Origin of the sequence: Roseivirga ehrenbergii (assembly GCF_001593005.1) — a bacterium.
Lineage (GTDB): Bacteria > Bacteroidota > Bacteroidia > Cytophagales > Cyclobacteriaceae > Roseivirga > Roseivirga ehrenbergii.
Window position 1 is genome coordinate 741097 of sequence record NZ_LQZQ01000045.1, and the last position, 16335, is coordinate 757431.

General features: G+C 39.4%; 14 protein-coding genes. 3 read left to right on the plus strand and 11 right to left on the minus strand.

Annotated elements, in window-relative coordinates; translation table 11 throughout:
* Positions 1-184 precede the first annotated feature (184 nt).
* Entirely contained in the window at positions 185-1066 is an 882-nt protein-coding gene (locus tag MB14_RS13470; protein WP_062592413.1) for a zinc-dependent peptidase, read from the minus strand.
* A gap of 222 nt (positions 1067-1288) precedes the next feature.
* Between MB14_RS13470 and MB14_RS13475 the strand changes: the two genes are divergently transcribed.
* Positions 1289-1825, plus strand: coding sequence for a YceI family protein (locus tag MB14_RS13475; protein WP_062592415.1), 537 nt, complete (start codon positions 1289-1291; stop codon positions 1823-1825).
* A gap of 156 nt (positions 1826-1981) precedes the next feature.
* On the opposite strand, the gene MB14_RS13480 is transcribed toward MB14_RS13475, so the two are convergent.
* From MB14_RS13480 to MB14_RS13510, 7 genes are all read right to left on the minus strand, one after another.
* Entirely contained in the window at positions 1982-2509 is a 528-nt protein-coding gene (locus MB14_RS13480; protein WP_062592417.1) for an REP-associated tyrosine transposase, read from the minus strand.
* A gap of 248 nt (positions 2510-2757) precedes the next feature.
* The gene (locus MB14_RS13485; RefSeq protein WP_062592418.1) at positions 2758-4314 is read right to left on the minus strand and encodes a contractile injection system sheath protein; all 1557 of its coding nucleotides are present in this window, start codon (positions 4312-4314) and stop codon (positions 2758-2760) included.
* 454 nt (positions 4315-4768) lie between these two features.
* Positions 4769-6040 (minus strand): DUF2130 domain-containing protein, encoded by a 1272-nt coding sequence (locus tag MB14_RS13490; RefSeq protein WP_062592421.1) that lies wholly within the window; start codon positions 6038-6040, stop codon positions 4769-4771.
* A gap of 47 nt (positions 6041-6087) precedes the next feature.
* Complete coding sequence (locus tag MB14_RS13495) at positions 6088-7341, minus strand: DEAD/DEAH box helicase (RefSeq protein WP_062592769.1); 1254 nt, start codon at positions 7339-7341, stop codon at positions 6088-6090.
* Between the two features lie 324 nt (positions 7342-7665).
* The gene (locus tag MB14_RS13500) at positions 7666-7860 is read right to left on the minus strand and encodes a cold-shock protein (protein WP_053224098.1); all 195 of its coding nucleotides are present in this window, start codon (positions 7858-7860) and stop codon (positions 7666-7668) included.
* Positions 7861-8280: 420 nt separating this feature from the next.
* Positions 8281-10026, minus strand: coding sequence for a DEAD/DEAH box helicase (locus MB14_RS13505; RefSeq protein WP_062592422.1), 1746 nt, complete (start codon positions 10024-10026; stop codon positions 8281-8283).
* Positions 10027-10280: 254 nt separating this feature from the next.
* The gene (locus MB14_RS13510) at positions 10281-10691 is read right to left on the minus strand and encodes a hypothetical protein (RefSeq protein ID WP_062592425.1); all 411 of its coding nucleotides are present in this window, start codon (positions 10689-10691) and stop codon (positions 10281-10283) included.
* Between the two features lie 899 nt (positions 10692-11590).
* Between MB14_RS13510 and MB14_RS13515 the strand changes: the two genes are divergently transcribed.
* The gene (locus tag MB14_RS13515) at positions 11591-11878 is read left to right on the plus strand and encodes a hypothetical protein (protein WP_132643983.1); all 288 of its coding nucleotides are present in this window, start codon (positions 11591-11593) and stop codon (positions 11876-11878) included.
* Between the two features lie 89 nt (positions 11879-11967).
* Here MB14_RS13515 and MB14_RS13520 read toward each other — a convergent pair whose 3' ends face one another.
* The 3 genes from MB14_RS13520 to MB14_RS13530 all read right to left on the minus strand — a co-directional run bounded on the left by MB14_RS13520 (position 11968) and on the right by MB14_RS13530 (position 15005).
* Entirely contained in the window at positions 11968-12702 is a 735-nt protein-coding gene (locus MB14_RS13520; protein WP_062592429.1) for a YebC/PmpR family DNA-binding transcriptional regulator, read from the minus strand.
* Between the two features lie 151 nt (positions 12703-12853).
* Positions 12854-13552, minus strand: a complete 699-nt coding sequence (locus MB14_RS13525) for a response regulator transcription factor (protein WP_062592431.1) — start codon at positions 13550-13552, stop codon at positions 12854-12856.
* Entirely contained in the window at positions 13536-15005 is a 1470-nt protein-coding gene (locus tag MB14_RS13530) for a sensor histidine kinase (RefSeq protein ID WP_062592434.1), read from the minus strand. Before MB14_RS13530 ends, MB14_RS13525 begins: the two co-directional genes overlap by 17 nt.
* Before the next feature lie 126 nt (positions 15006-15131).
* On the opposite strand from MB14_RS13530, the gene MB14_RS13535 reads away from it, so the two are divergent.
* Positions 15132-16325, plus strand: a complete 1194-nt coding sequence (locus tag MB14_RS13535; protein ID WP_062592435.1) for a redoxin domain-containing protein — start codon at positions 15132-15134, stop codon at positions 16323-16325.
* The last annotated feature ends 10 nt before the right edge of the window (positions 16326-16335 follow it).

Sequence of the window (16335 nt, forward strand, 5' to 3'; positions counted from 1 at the left end):
GGTCTTAAGGTCTTGTGCAGAAGAAACAACAATTTACTTACAACTACAATTCAGGCCTGTTGAGGGGTAAGCTTAAATCGGTAGATTCAGGTCGTCTTCTACATCACTCCTCACTCTGGTCTTACCGCCTTATCTAATCCCTTTTAGTCTTAGCAACTAAGACTAGTGCAGTGGAGTTACCCCCTCACTCCTTTCCACAGCAATGCTTGTACTTCTTTCCGCTGCCGCAGGGACAAGGAGAATTACGGCCAATGGCTTTGGGTTTGGAGTAAGAATCTTTGTCAATCACAGCGGTTAAATCTTGATGAAACACTTTGCTGAGGGTTTTATACAATTGAGGATGTTTCTCTTTTAGCAAATGGGGTCTTTCAAAAAAGTATTCACTGGCTACAGCAAAAAACTCTTGTCTGTTTGTAGTACCATAGCCGTCAATATCGGAGTGTCTGGCCAATATTTCATCTGTTTTCTTCTTCACAAAGTCTAGCCAAGGCAAAGCATAGGCTTTATCTTCAAAGCCCGGAGGAATACCATCTACTTCCCCATTTTCCTTATCGAATAAGTGCGCAAACTCATGTATGCCTACATTTTTCTTGTCGTTGGTAATGTCAAACCCCGCATGCAAAGCCGGTTTGGAGAGAATCATTTTACCTTCCATGGCGCCTGTGCCCACCATTCCAGTAATGATTTCCTTTTTGCTGCCAATATTATAATCTCGATCGAAGGAACTCGGATACAGCAGCACTTCATCTAAGTATTTGTAATTCCAAGCCGGAAAGCCAAACAAGGGAATCACAGCACTACTGGCTACCAAAAGTCTGTCTACCAAGTCCACTTGGGTCTGAACTCCTGTAACCCGTGTATCGGCCAAAAAGCGCTGCACATCCGATTCGAATTGACGCTGCTGATGGTCATTCAGATTACGGTAAAAATGGACATGCTCGGTGAGAATAGCTTTCCATTTTAAAGGAGTAGTCATAAGCTGAGTTACCTCCTTTCCACTCTTGTTGGACTTCTTGAATGCGAAAATCAAAATCACAATCAGACCAAGGATAATACTAAATACCATAGGCTGCAAAGTATTACAAATCCTTTACCTCAGCAATCAGTTTCTCGAATGAATATTTTTCTGCAACAATAAGCAGGCTGATTTGGCACTTAAAATTTAGTGACACCCAATTATGAATAGAAAGGACAATTGCGTCTAAGAAAAAATTTTGATTCTTTTTGAACTATATGTACATACATACAGTTTGCTATTTTGAACGTGAACATTAAAACAATTTAGCATATGGAAACTTTAACAAAAACCACATGGGCCATTGATCCTTTACATAGTGAGGTTCAATTCAAAGTAAAACACTTAGTGATCTCAACCGTCACCGGATCTTTCAAAAGCTTTGAAGGTGGATTAGAAACGGATGGAGACAATTTTGATGGAGCGAATGCTACCTTTAGCATTGCAACTACTAGCGTAGACACCAATGTAGCAGATCGTGATGCACACTTGAAAAGCCCTGAATTCTTCGATTCAGAAAATCATCCAAACATGACTTTTAAAGGTGTATTAAAGCAAGTATCAGGTGATGATTACAAATTAGTAGGTGATTTGACCATCAAAGAAACTACTAAACCTGTAGAATTAACTGTAGAGCACGGTGGTATTATGAAAGATGCCTACGGACAAACTAAAGCTGGTTTCGAGATTACTGGCAGTATCAACCGTAAAGATTTTGGCTTAACCTGGAGCATGGTAACCGAAGCTGGCGGTATGGTAGTGGGCGACAATGTAAAACTGTTGCTCAACGTGCAGTTAACCAAAGCATAATTAAAAAACAGAGTGACACTTAAAGCCAGTTTGGAGTCATCCAAACTGGCTTTTCTTTTTTACCCCTTTTGCATTTGCTGTTGAAATGTAATTCTGCCCTTGTTGGTGTTCTTCACCAACAAGCCTGAAATGATTCACCTACTACCAGCGCTGGACTCAACTTCCAAAGTACTCCATATAATGCGTAAGAAAAGAAAATCTACACTCTTCCTTCTCATAATAACTAGAGGAAGAGTAAAGATAATTCGCAGGCTCGTCAGTTAGCATCCACTTCCCTTGAACAGGATTGTTATGAACGTAATCCAGTTTTTGTTCAATCACTTCCCTACTATATAAATTTATGCTTAATGGGTTTCTTTGCCAGACTTGGTACTTTCTATCTTTTAAGTTCACCTCAAACTCTTGGTGCAAACTGGGGTTATTCGTTCTTAAATTTTTTTGGATTTGTTGACTCGTAAATTTCATAAAATCTCGCTGAACATCCTTTAGCTTATGTTCTTTTTGCACTTGCCAAATGATGTGAATATGATTTGGCATAATCACAAAACCGTAGATTTTAACTCTTTTTGCCTCTGCTAAAAACTTTAAGCTCCCTATTAAAATTGATTTATAACTGTCGTTAAAAAATAATGGCTTCCATTTAAGAACCGTAGCGGTAAAGAACTGAACATAATGTGATTCCATTTCTCAATATAAAAAAGGATATGTTCAGTGTAAAATTAACTTGGTAGCCTGTTTCTGAAGAACACGAATGGTGCGACAATTTCATATAGTCTCATTGACTATTCTTTAAACCATGATGTTACGTCACTTCTGCGGCTTGTTGGTGAAGAACACCAACAAGGGCAAAACGTGCAGTTAACCAAAGCATAATTAAAAAGTAGAGTACTATGTAAAGCCAGTTTGGAGTCATCCAAACTGGCTTTTCTTTTTTACCCCTTTTGCATTTGCTGTTGAAATGTAATTATAACAAACTCTGCAGGATGAGTAATAGCAACCTTAACAGTCACCCTCATTATTCCATCTAAAATATCTTCTGGGGTCATTGTACTGCCCAAGCCAACCGATACATTAAAAGCATCTGCAGGTTTGGATCCCACAAGTCCACCTTGTTTCCAAACACTGTTTAAAAAACTACTGATCATCGATTGAACATTAACCCAGGTATTCGCATCATTCGGTTCAAAAACATAAGCTCTAATTGCCATTTTAATGGACTGTTCAAGCATAATCATCGTTCTACGTACATTAATATATCGCCAATCGCTGCTGTTACCCTCAAGGGTTCTTGCCCCCCAAACCAAAACACCTCGGCCAATAAATAAACGCAATGCATTTACCGCTTTACCATCTGACGGAACATTCAAATCCTCTTGCATTCTATTATTTATATCCAGTGTGGGCTTAATTGCAGCACTTATCGACACATTTGCTGGGGGCACCCATACCCCTCTATTATTATCAACTACAGTGTATATGCCCGCCATGGCACCACTGGGCGGAAGTACATTCACTTCCGACAACAAGCTATTAAACAGTTCTTTATAGACTTTACTCACAATCATCAAAGCCTGATTCATATCTCCAACATTTGCATCTGTTGATGCATTTTTAATTAGTGCTATGGCCTCTTCTAATGCAGGATTGGCTCCTTCTAAATTTTGTAATAGCGCAAATAAAGCATCCGTATTTCCACCATTAAAATTAGTGTAACCTAACTCGCTACCTTGAGTAATGGTGGTTTTCAGAAACGGATAGTAAGCCACCCCATAACACAATCCCTTGCTACCAACGCCCTCTCTAAAACCCTCAATATCTTGGGTATAAAGCACAGGGTCAGGTGAGTGACCACCCAAAACATCTAAAATAGAAACTGCGGTTTCCATTTCTTCACTCTGACCTAGCATGGCCTGCATTAAACTAGCATTGTCGTCCTTACTGAGCAAAGTCGCTTCGGGCACCACATACATAGTGGGTTCTGTTTCTTTAGTAAGTGTTTGTAAGCCTGCCTTCAATTCCGAAAGCTTAATATTGGGGTTGACAATGTTTTCGTCATGCGCCATTGCAGCTTCAGAGGGACTTCCATAACCGCCAACCGATACAATATAGGCCGTTCCCCCTCCATTCTGATAAAAGAGCCTTACACTGTTGTATAAATAGTAAATGGTATTCGGGTCAGGATCGAGCGTGTAGATTTTATTCTTTAAAGTGAGATAATCTCCGTTGGCTGGTGCTGCGCTCTGCTCAGTAATATAGTATTGCGGACTGTATGGTTGCGCTGGCCTGGCCGGCATAAAGTATTCCTCGAACTCTGAAAATGAATTCACTTTAACGGGTTTATTCAAATAATTCTTGCCATTATATTCTGCCTTAGGCGTATAGCCAATAAAGGCAGGAACTGCGGTTGGAACTTGTACTATTGAGTTTGGAAAGGCATTTATTTCGTTAATATAAACGCCAGGGGTTTTTCCAGATAGTGGATCGGTCATTTTTAAAAAAGTTAGACAGATGGATTGACCACAAACAATAAAGCTAAAACGGATCTGCCACCTGTAGGTGAAGTTGATGTAAGATAGCTTTTATTGGATAAAAATACTTACGGAAATAACTTTAACTGCAATAAATTAATAAGTGTACTCAAGATTTAGCCCAGTACTTATCTTGGTTACAATACATAAATATCGGCTTTTAGTAAGCCCTTTGTCCTTATTTGCATGTATACATTTGACAAGGACGGTAAAAGGTCTCCATATACGTTAAAACAACCTCTCAAATCTTTGTGGTTAGAATAAAGTCTATTTAGTAAGTCATTCTGCAAGAATCCTTTCACGTTAAATATGTCATACCCCACTTCTATGTTGCTGAAAAAGATCCTTACGGGATAACTATTCTTGGCATTGTGTATAAACCTCCTCCCCTCATAGGTTAAAACAGACCTAGCCTTTATAGCTCCAGCTGTTCTTGGTCTTCCCCGTCTCCCGGTAGCTCTAGAGCTTTTACAGACTGAATGGCGTTGCCAGCAATGCCTTTGATTGAGCCGTACATGTCGATGGTATTGGTTACCACTTTGTCAATTTGTTTTTCGCGTTCTTTCCAGATGCGTTGCATGGCGCGTTTCTCACTGTCCAAACCATTTTTCATAGAAGTGAAACCTTCAACAATGGCTTCTACCTGCATACGGAATGTATTACTGGTAAGGAAATCATAAAGCATATGCATTTTATCGCCTTTGTTTTCCTGTGAGCTTACCGCCATACTCAACTGCACAATGGATTCACGCAGCACTGCACAAAGGCCTTTAAATTCGTCATAATTACAAATCCATATGCCGTCTCTTAAGCCCATCCGGTCCATTCCTGCAGGCATTACCTCAGTCACTAAAACGCCCACATTGGCACCTCTTTCACGGATATCCGCTTTGAATTTTTCAATCCAGCTGGGCTGAAAATCTTTGGTACGTTTACTTTCGTAATATATGGTGCCGCAATTCTGGCGGGCGCGGGTATTCACTACTTGAATACAATCGCCTCCCCTTGCTCCTTTCTTAATTTCTTCAATGCTGTCTAAAGGAAATTGCCCCATCAACCATTCTTCAATGGCCAATTCTTGCACTTCGCCTTGCAACTGCATAGAGCCCTGCTCCTGCTTACGCTTCATTTCTTCGGTAAGCTTCTTTTGGTCTTCCAGCTGCTTCTGCATTTCTTTAAAACGCATTTCATTCTTCTCTTCCTCAACCTTCCTAATTTTCTCCCTTTCGGCAATTAATGTGGCATTCAGGTTTTTCTGAGCTTCAGCTTCTGCAATTTCCTTCAGCTCCGATTTCTCGCGTTTTAGCTTTTCTATTTCCGCTTTGGTGCGATTCAGCTCTTTAATTTGCTCTGATTTCTCGTTAAGTTCTTTTTGAAGTGTCTCAAATTGATCCAATTGCTCAGCCTGAAGTTGATGCTTCAACTTCTCTTCCATAGCCTTACGTTCTTCGCGCAGCTGCTTATCAAGTCGCTCTTTGAAAAGCTCATTGGCCTCCTTCTTCTTCTGTTCAAACTCCTCTTTCGCTTTGTTCAGTGTTTCAACCTCAGATTGGTACCGCTGCTTTTCTCGGGCCAACTGCGCCTGATACTTTTGTTTGATCTCATCTTCTAACTGATGAGCGAGGATATCTTGCACATCGATGCTAGTTCCACAATTAGGACATTTGATCTGATTATTGTTCTGCATGAGCTTAAGCGTTCTTCAATTCCTTGTACTAATTCAATTAATGGCTTTTAGCGTTTCTTTTTTCTCCGTTTCGATCTCTTTGCTTCAAATTCAGCCTTTTCCTTATCGGCACCCTTAATCAACTGCTGCCAGTTATTGGCCTTTGCATCCGATATATCCAAGGTGTATTGGTAATCGTCATTGGTCACTTCCATGCGCTGAATAGGCTTGCCCAAGTTTTCTTCGATTTCGGCCAAAACAGTTTTTTCTTCTTCGGCACAAAAAGAAAGCGCCTGTCCTTTTTGAGAGCCTCGCCCCGTTCTTCCCACACGGTGCACATAGTTTTCTGCACTTTCAGGCATGTCGTAATTGATTACATACTCCACATTCGGGATATCAATTCCCCTGGCACTTACATCCGTGGCAATCAGTACTTTTAGGTCGCCAGACCTAAAGCCTTGCATGACCGTTTTTCTTTCCTTTTGTTCTCTATCACTGTGAATGGTATCGGAGACGATGTCCACACGTTCCATGGCTTTCTTCACCCTTTCTGCCCTTACTTTGGTACGCACAAAGACGAGAATCTTTTGATCTTCGTGCTGTTTGATAAAACGCTCTAAAAAGAAACGTTTATCGTCCATTTCAATAAAAGCAATAGAGTGCTCGATATTCTTAGCAACGGGGTCTTTCGGGGAAATCTGAATGCGAATGGCACGAGTAACGAGCGAATAGGCCAAGTCCTTAATTTCTTCATTAATGGTGGCCGAGAAGAAAAGCGTTTGACGCTTCTTCGGCAAGTGCTTCATCAAATCACGAATGTCTTTGATAAAACCCAAATCGAGCATATGATCGGCTTCATCCAACACTAAGATTTCAACACGCTTTAAATTTAAAGCCCCCTGACTTACCAAATCAAACATTCTACCTGGAGTAGCAATCAATATATCGACTCCTTTTTCCAATTGCTTGATCTGAGGCTCTTGGTCTACCCCACCGTGAATACAATAAGTCACCACTCGGGTATGCTTGCCTAAAGTTTTGAAAGTCTGCTCAATTTGTAGAGCCAGCTCATGAGTAGGCGCCATTACCAAGCATTTTACGCCATCGGGCCGGCTTCCCAGTTTTCTTTCCTGAAGAATATGTAGAATTGGAATAGCAAAAGCCGCGGTTTTACCCGTACCCGTTTGGGCAATGGCCAATACATCTTCTCCTTTTAATATTGGGGGAATAGATTTGTACTGAATATCGGTTGGTTTTTTATAGCCCAGCTTTTCAATACTGGTTTTAATGCCTTCGGCAATGCGGTATTCTTCGAATTTCATAAGTATTGTAGTTGTAGATGGGCTAAGCCCACTTGGAATAAAGCCTTTAGGCAAGGTACTTTTTAGCCGATGGCAATTTACGTAAAATATACTCCAACTTTATCAGATGAAGCAGTGGGTTTCAGTTGAGGTTGGGAACCTCTTGAGATTAGAATTTGGGATAGGGTGTTACTTTAAAGCATGACGTGATTAGCCACAAAAGGGCATAAAAAAACAAATCACATACTAGAGATTGAATTACCCTCGGGTTTTTCAGTGGTTTGGCTTAACACCAAAACCGTTCTAAGTATATAATTTGTCTTTCCTAATTAGGTATAAAAGAGATTAATCGATTACAGTTACGTTAACTGCGTTCAATCCTTTTTTGCCTCTTTCTACTTCATATTCAACTTTATCGTTTTCACGAATTTCGTCAACTAGACCTGAAACGTGTACGAAAATATCGCTGCTTGAGTCTGATGGAGTAATGAATCCAAAACCTTTGGTTTCATTGAAGAATTTTACTGTTCCTTGCATTATTAATTAATCATTGTTATTAAAGCGGCTCTGAGTTAGCGTAAACTAAAGTGGCACTCAAATCCATGTTTTTATAGGGCCAAATCCTATTTTTTATCTTGTAACGGCCGTAAGCCGAAAAGGTCTTATTTGTGAAGTAAAAAAACCGAATTAAATTAATCTAGATGAGAACAAAGAGATAATCGAGGTGGGTTATTAACTTTTACAATGGCAAAGATACGGAATTAGTTGGTCTTTCATGTCTTTTTAATTAATTGGCAAAGAAATAGCCAATTAATTATGTTTGGCTTGTTTAAACGGTGAATTCCATTTCAGAATACTCTGATTTTCAAGCTTATCCCCCAATCTAAGTCGCATAACAAATTACAAAGCATAAAAAAACCCGCCACAAAATGGCAGGTTTTCGATATCTCATAGAAGATCTTATAACCTTCTTCTTCTTTTTGGTCTTCCTTTATCTCGGTCAGGACGCTTGTCACGATCTGAGCGTTTACCTCGGCCTCCGCCACCATAACTGCTACCACCACCGTAACTACCTCCTTTGTTGAAGGAATCGCTACGCCTTTTACGAGGTCTTCCGTCTTCGTCTCTATTTACACGAATACTTCTGCCTTGAATTTCAGTGCCTTCAAAACTTTCACCAAAACCTTTATCTTTAGTACTGTCTACATCAAAGTAAGAACAGTTTTTCTGAAGCGACAGATCGCCAAAGAATTTTCTGTCTACTCCAGACACGTCTGACAAGAAGTGAATAATATCGGCATTGGTCATGCCATCAATTTCTCCTACATTGATAAAGTAACGGTTAAAGCCGCTCTTATCGCGATTGGCAGGCGATCCACCGTGTGTTTCGTTCAAATTTACATCCTCGTCTGGTGTCATAATATGATCCAGTTGAGTTGTAATTAAACGTTTAAGTAAATCTTCTTTACTTAAATCGCTAAAGCGCTCACTTACGGTTTTTAGAATACTGTCTGCTTGGTCGTCTACTTTAGTATTGATGATTAAATTGGCCCAGCTGTTAATTCTGCTCGACTTCATTTCTTCTAAAGTAGGTACTTCAATACGTTCAAATTTTACTTTGATACGTCTTTCAAGCTCAGTGATTTTACGGCTTTCTCTTGGGTTAATAAACACCAATGAAGTTCCTTTATTACCCGCTCTACCTGTTCTACCACTTCTGTGCGTATAGCTTTCCAGTTGGTCCGGAATAGAATGATGTAATACGTGTGTTAAATCGTTTACGTCAATACCTCTTGCTGCTACATCAGTGGCAATTAACAATTGCATTGAACGCGTTTTGAAACGTTTCATCACGGCATCTCTTTGTGCTTGAGAAAGATCACCGTGAAGTGCCTCTACCCCATAGCCCATTTGGCCCAATTCGTCTGCAATCTCTTGTGTTTCGCGCTTAGTACGACAAAACATAATACCGCGCATGTCGGGCTGAATGTCTAAGAAACGCTTAAGCGAAGGTATTTTGTTAGAAGCTTTAGTAATTACATACTTGTGCGTAATGTCTACATTACTCTTCTGCTCAGTGTTTACCGCAACCTCTAATGGGTTGTCCATGTACTTGCTTACAATTCTTCGGATCTCTTTCGGCATGGTAGCCGAGAAAAGCCATGTCACTCTATTTTCTAGCGTATAAGATAGAATTTCATCTATGTCTTCTTTAAAGCCCATATTGAGCATTTCATCTGCTTCATCGAGCACGACATATTTTACATTTTCTAAATTCACCGCTTTCCTTTTGATCAAATCGATCAAACGGCCCGGTGTTGCTACAATAATCTGCGTTGGTCTCTTTAGCGCCTTAATTTGACCCATGATGGCCGCACCACCATAAACCACTTCAATATTAAGGGCTCTATTATTTTTCGCAAAACTTACCAGTTGTTGCGCTGTTTGTTGCCCTAGTTCACGTGTTGGAGCCATTACAATGGCTTGAGTTGTAGGATCATCCAAATCGATTAAATCAATCAATGGGAGTCCGAATGCAGCTGTCTTACCTGTACCCGTCTGAGCCAATCCAATAAAATCTGTTGGGTCGTTTTGCAACAACATTGGAATGGCCTTTTCTTGTACAGGGGTTGGAGTATCGAACCCCAGTTGATCAAGAACTTCAATAATGGATTGAGAAAGTCCTAGTTTGCTAAAATTATTCAATAATTCTTTGTTAAATGAGCCGCAAAGGTAGCTAGATCATTTTGGATTAGCGGTGTAATTGACGGGTTATTTGGTAGTTGACTACTGAGAATCTAACAAAGCCCCTTTTTTTGAGTTTAATGCGACTAATTTTACTGAAAGCCTTGAATTACAAACGACTAGCTACTGGTAAAATGAACTCAATCTTAAGCTTTTACAAAAAAGAGCCGGCTTCCAAAAGGAAAACCGGCTCCGGTCAATCTCAAAACAACAATTTATCTTCGATAGGCTACAGTATTACAAAAATCGATGTAGCTGTTACTTCTTAAGTCTTCTACAGAATAGGTAAGCACGATGTCGCTATATTCTATATGGCCAACGCCTTTAATCAGATAGCCGTTTACTGTTTGACGAGGGATTCTTAATTCGTCACCATAAACATTGGCATATATTTCTATATCTGCTCCGTAAAAATTCCTTAGGTAGATCACGTTACTATACGGATCGCCACTTTTTACTATACGCATATCGTATAGTGTTAATTCATCGTAAGTCTCGCTATATTCTTCTACCTCATACCGACCAGTAAAAAGGTTTCTTGAATCTATAGGAGCTTCTTCTACATAAACAATATCACAACTGGATATTAGAAAGAGTAGGCTTAGACCGAGTAATGCTTTTTTCATTTTGAGTTTTATTTGGTTGTACTAGGTACTTTTCCAAAAGCGTGCCAAAATGAAAATTTGCTTCTAACCGAGATGGACGCGGAGAGTCACAAAGGTATGAGTTTGCGAACATTTGCTCGCCCCTATTTTAGAAGAGATTGCTTCGTGACTCGTAATGGTGGTGACCGATGGAGCTACTCAAAAAACAAACATTTGTACTCCCAATATCTACTACATCGTCATGATGAACCTATCCATGCAAATTAAAAGGAAAGAACCAATGTGAAGCCATCTCACAGATTGTTTAACCGCAAAGAGCGCTGAGTTAGGCTAAGTAGGTAATGAGTTAAAGGCTTAAATAATACGGACAGAGTCCTCAAGCCCATAATGAGTCACAGGTTCGGAGAACCTGCGACAGTGACGTGGATCGATGCTTCAATACAACACCCAAACCTTTACAACACCAAAGCCAAATATTTCGTCATGGCGAACCTATCCATCTCAATTGTAAGGATAGCGCCAACGTGAAGCCATCTCACAGATTGTTTAACCGCAAAGGGCACAGAGTTACGCTAAGTAGGTATGGAGTGAAAGGCTTAAATGATGCGGACTGAGTCCTCAAGCCCATAATGAGTCACAGGTTCGGAGAACCTGCGACAGTGGGTTTCAGTAATTAGAGTCCGTTTTTTTACCATTAGAGTTTCTTTAATACAGACATCCCCCAACACTATTCCTCTCTCCCATACCTCTTTATAGGTATTGACAAGAACCGCCCTTTTAGGGTAACGCTTTACTATTACAGTTATCCAAATTTGAATTGACTTTGAAACTAGGCAACTCAAGATTACACTCTCGCTATAACAGTGTTAAAAACAGGAATCAAAAGTCTAACAAGCAGGAAACTAAACAAGTACATTTTTATGAGAATACTTGAACTTTATGCACGATTAGCTAAAGACACTTCACCCCAGGAATCCCTCTTTACAGGTAAATTTGAGGGGCTTAAAAGTATCAACATGAGGCTCTCCGAATCTGCAACAGGAACTGCCCATTTTGCCATATTTCAAAATGGCGTAGAGAAAATCAGTAAGAACATAACTGCTGGCCAAAGTATTAAATACACACACCCCTCAGGTACTACAGTAGAGTATTACATCAACAGTTACAGTGAAACTGACTTACCTAAGGTCCACATCATGATTTCGTAAAAAACGCTACTTTTGCCAAGGTTATACAAACCAAAAACTCCAACCACTTTTCAGTAGTTGGAGTTTTTGTTATAATATCACAGATGTTTTTACTCAGCTATATTGGTATACACCGCTTGTACATCATCGTCTTCGTCAATTTTGTCAATCAACTTTTCGATTTCTTCCATTTGCTCTTCCGTAAATTCTACCGGAGTAGTAGGGAAACGCTTTAAGCTGGCACTCTTAATTTCTATCCCTTTTTCTTCCAAAGCCTTTTGTAACTGACCAAAGTTGGTATAGTCGCCATAAATGGCCACCATCATTTGATCTTCGTCTTCTTCAGTTGGGTATTCCTCAATTTCTTCGAGACCAGCATCAATAAATTCGAATTCCAGTTCTTCCAAATCCATATCGTCTGTTTTCAAAAATTCAAAAACCGACTTTCTATTGAACATAAATTCTAAAGAGCCATTAGGCACTACTGCCCCACCCGCTTTATTAAAATATGACTTCACATTGGCCACCGTACGGTTTTGGTTGTCGGTTGCACATTCAACAAAAACCAACACACCGTGTGGGCCTTTGCCTTCGTAGTTCATTTCGATATAAGCCTCAACATCTTTGCTTGTTGCCCTTTTAATGGCCGAGTCGATGTTGTCTTTAGGCATATTTTGCGCCTTAGCATTTTGAATGGCGGTACGCAATGCAGAATTCATATGGGGGTCGCCACCGCCCTCTTTAGCGGCCATGGTAATGGCTTTGGCTAGTTTTGGAAACACGCGAGACATCATGCCCCATCTTTTCATTTTTCTACCCTTACGAAATTCAAATGCTCTTCCCATAATTTCAAATGCTTAATTCTACCCGAAGCCTAAAAATTAATATCAAAAACTGCTCGGGGTTTTAACAAAGGCAAAAATAAGAAGACTTGGGAATTAGGCTTTACACAAGGCAGCTTTTTTTAGGGAGGAATTAATCCAACCCATTTCAGCCTTAACCAATCAACAACTTATAGCCCACTCCCCTTACATTGATGATGGTAATGTCTGGATTGAGGCTCAAGTATTTCCGCAGTCGGGAAATGAAAACATCCATAGTACGTGAATTAAAAAAGGAATCATCCCCCCAAATAGCATGTAAAATGGCCTTTTTGGTGAGCAACTGGTTTTGGTGTTCGCAGAAAAGCTGAAGCAAGTCGGCTTCCTTAGAAGTCAATTTTTGTACTTTGTTTTCAAAATTCAACTCAAGTCTATTGTAGTCGAATTCAAAACCGCCAAAATCAAAGAAGGTCCTTTGCGCCTCCTCCACTTGGTCTAACAAACCAGAACCGCTGAGTAACACCTTCATTCTGATCAGCAGTTCTTCCATACTAAATGGTTTTCTAAGATAATCATTACCTCCCGATTCAAAGCCTTTTACAACGTCCTTGGCTTGAATTTTAGCAGAAAGAAAAATAATTGGTGTTTTCCGATCTAGATTACGAATGGTTTTGGAAACATTAAAGCCATTTAATTTTGGAATCATAATGTCCAAAATAACGATATGAGGTTCAAAGCTGTGGAATGCTTTTAAAGCTTCATCGCCATTCATAGCCAACTCAACGTTGTAGTCATGTTGTTCAAGACTATCTTTAACCACCAATGCAAGCGAGGGCTCATCTTCTACCAATAAAACCTTAATGGATGTCTGCATTTTGTGGTTGATCTATTGTGATTTTAAAAGTACTTCCTTTTGGACTTGATTTTTCTAGTTTAATCGTGCCATTGAGCCGTGCCAAAATGGTTCGGACATAATATAGCCCTATACCGAGCCCTCCAACATCATGAACATCATCTTGGCTAACACGGTGGAATTTATCAAAAATTCTCTCAGATTCCTCCTCTGGAATCCCTTTTCCGTTATCGCTAATTCTAAGTTCTAGGCGATCCCCAACCTTCTCTGCAACAATGTCTATTTCACACGCCAAAGGATCCCCATACTTTATGGCATTATCAATAAGATTATGTAGAACGTTGATCAAATGTTGCTTGTCGGCATAAACAGTAAGGTTATCCTCACAGGTCACAGTAATCTTCAACGCCTTATCGGTCTTTTGAAGGTAATACAGCCTTACACCATCCATGAGTGATTTTAGGTCAAAATATTTGAGTTTCAACTTTACCTGACCTTGGAAAGCAACACTAGATTGCAATACGCCTTTTACAAGGTTGGAAATATGATTGACTTCCTGCTTTACCAAAGCTGTATACTGCTTAATTTTTTGTGAATCTCCTTTCTCAAAATAGTTCTCCAAACTATCCATCCCTAATGTGAGGGTTGAAACTGGTGTAAGTAATTCGTGGGTCACATTATCTATAAAGTCATCTTTCAACCGAACCAGTTCACGCTGTTTCTTGATGGTTTTTAGCATTTGCCAAAACCCTAAGGCTATAAACATCAGAACGAATAAATTCACCAGCAAAACCAGTTTTATTTCATTCAGCACTTCCCAGAATGGTTGATGAAAATTAGCAGAAACATACTGACTCCATTTCTCCTCATTCATTTGTATGGGCTGAATGGAGAAAAGGTCAGAGTTCGCTTCGGTTAAGATACTATCCTCTGACAAAACAATGTCAAAATCTGATGCGATAGAAAAAGTAGAAAGTTGATCTTTGAAGTTCTGCTTTAGTTGTTCGGGAGAGGTACGGATTGTGTCCTTATAAATTTGATACCTTGCATGAATAGTGTCTTGTAAAAACACATAGCTATCTCCCATAGACAAAACGAATTTTCTGAATTTATCTCTTAGGAATTCATCTGTAACCGTATCTGGATATTCAGTACTCATAAGATTAAAAACCAATTCTTTTTCATCCGTTTCCGGGTTTAATACAGTAATACTTAACTCACCACTTGGGCCTTTCTCTGCTTTGACTTTAACCAAGTTAGGATCATCCATATCCTGCATCCAATAAGCTCTAATTCGCGCTAACCGCTCTTCTTCTGTTTTTTGGACGGCAATTTCAAATACATGATTTGCATTTTTATTAAACTCCTTTGCCCTAAAAACATACTCTCTATAACTATAATAAATTAGAAGCATCACCAACGACACGAGCGCGGTGAACATGTACAGATTATTCCTTTTTTCCCATGTTCTCATGACCTAAATATATGGGGCATAATTGGCCTTAAAAACTGCATTAACAAACATTTACACTTCTTTTCAATACCATTAACTATTGCCAACTATGATAGCCCATACATTTATCCAAAAAAACACCCACTTATGAAAGCACTCTATTTCCCCCTTGCCTTCCTAGTCTTTACGGTTCAGGTTTTTGGGCAAACTCTAAAAATTGGCGACTCATCTTCAGACCTCAAATTGAGCTTAATGGATAAAAACAAAACATCTATTTCATTTTCCGAATTGGAAGGAAAAGTGGTAATGATTGACTTTTGGGCCACTTGGTGTTCACCATGTATTGCAGGCATGCCCCATCTCAACGATCTCCAAAATGAGTTCAACGAAAATTTGCAAATTATTGCAGTTAGTCACGAGTCAGAAGATAGAATTAAGCGATTTATAAATTCAAGGCCTCAAGCCTTTTTGTTTGGTTTAGATAACGCGAATAACCTACAAAAGGCCTTTCCACATAGCATAATCCCGCATACGGTTTTAATCAATCCGAATGGCAAAGTAGTTGCAATTACAGCTCCTGAAAACATCAATTTAAAAGTAATTGAGCAAGTATTGAAAGGTGAGACGATAGATCTTCCCCTAAAAACAGACATTATAGATTTTGATTACGCAGATGATTATTTTAAAGTGGACAGCACTATTGCTGAGCACTTTGTAATTCAGCCTTACAATGCCAGCATACCTTCTTTTAGTAAAAGATCAGGTGGAATATTTGCTAATCGAAGATTGACTATTCATAATGCTCCTATTTCAAGTTTTTTCAGAGCAGCCTTTCAAGTGAGTTCTTATCGACTGGTTTACGAAGTGGATGAAACACAATTTGATTACGAAAACACGGACAACCTGTACAATTTAGATATCATTGTTGCTCCAGAAGACAGGGATCAGTTTTACCCAATTTTTCAATCTAAGTTGAACGAATTACTGGAGGTGAAAGGTAGAATAGGAAAACAGGAAAAAGAGATTGCTGTACTCTATAAAATTGATTCTTTGGAATTCGGTTTAAACCCTGTTGAGGAACACACCAATTACTCAGGTAGAGGAGATTATTTTAAGAGCGCGGGTGCTTCAATGGATGATTTCCGCGAGTATTTAGAGAATTTCGGTCTATTCGGTTTACCAGTAGTGAACGACACAGGCATTGACGGCTACTTCTCTTTGGAATTCAGTTTTGATCCCGAAACCAAAGGCTCTTTTCAAGAAAATTTAAGGAAAATTGGCTTAGGTATCAAGAAAAATAAAAGAGAAATTGATGTGTTGATTCTTTACACTGGCGCATAAACTAAAAGCC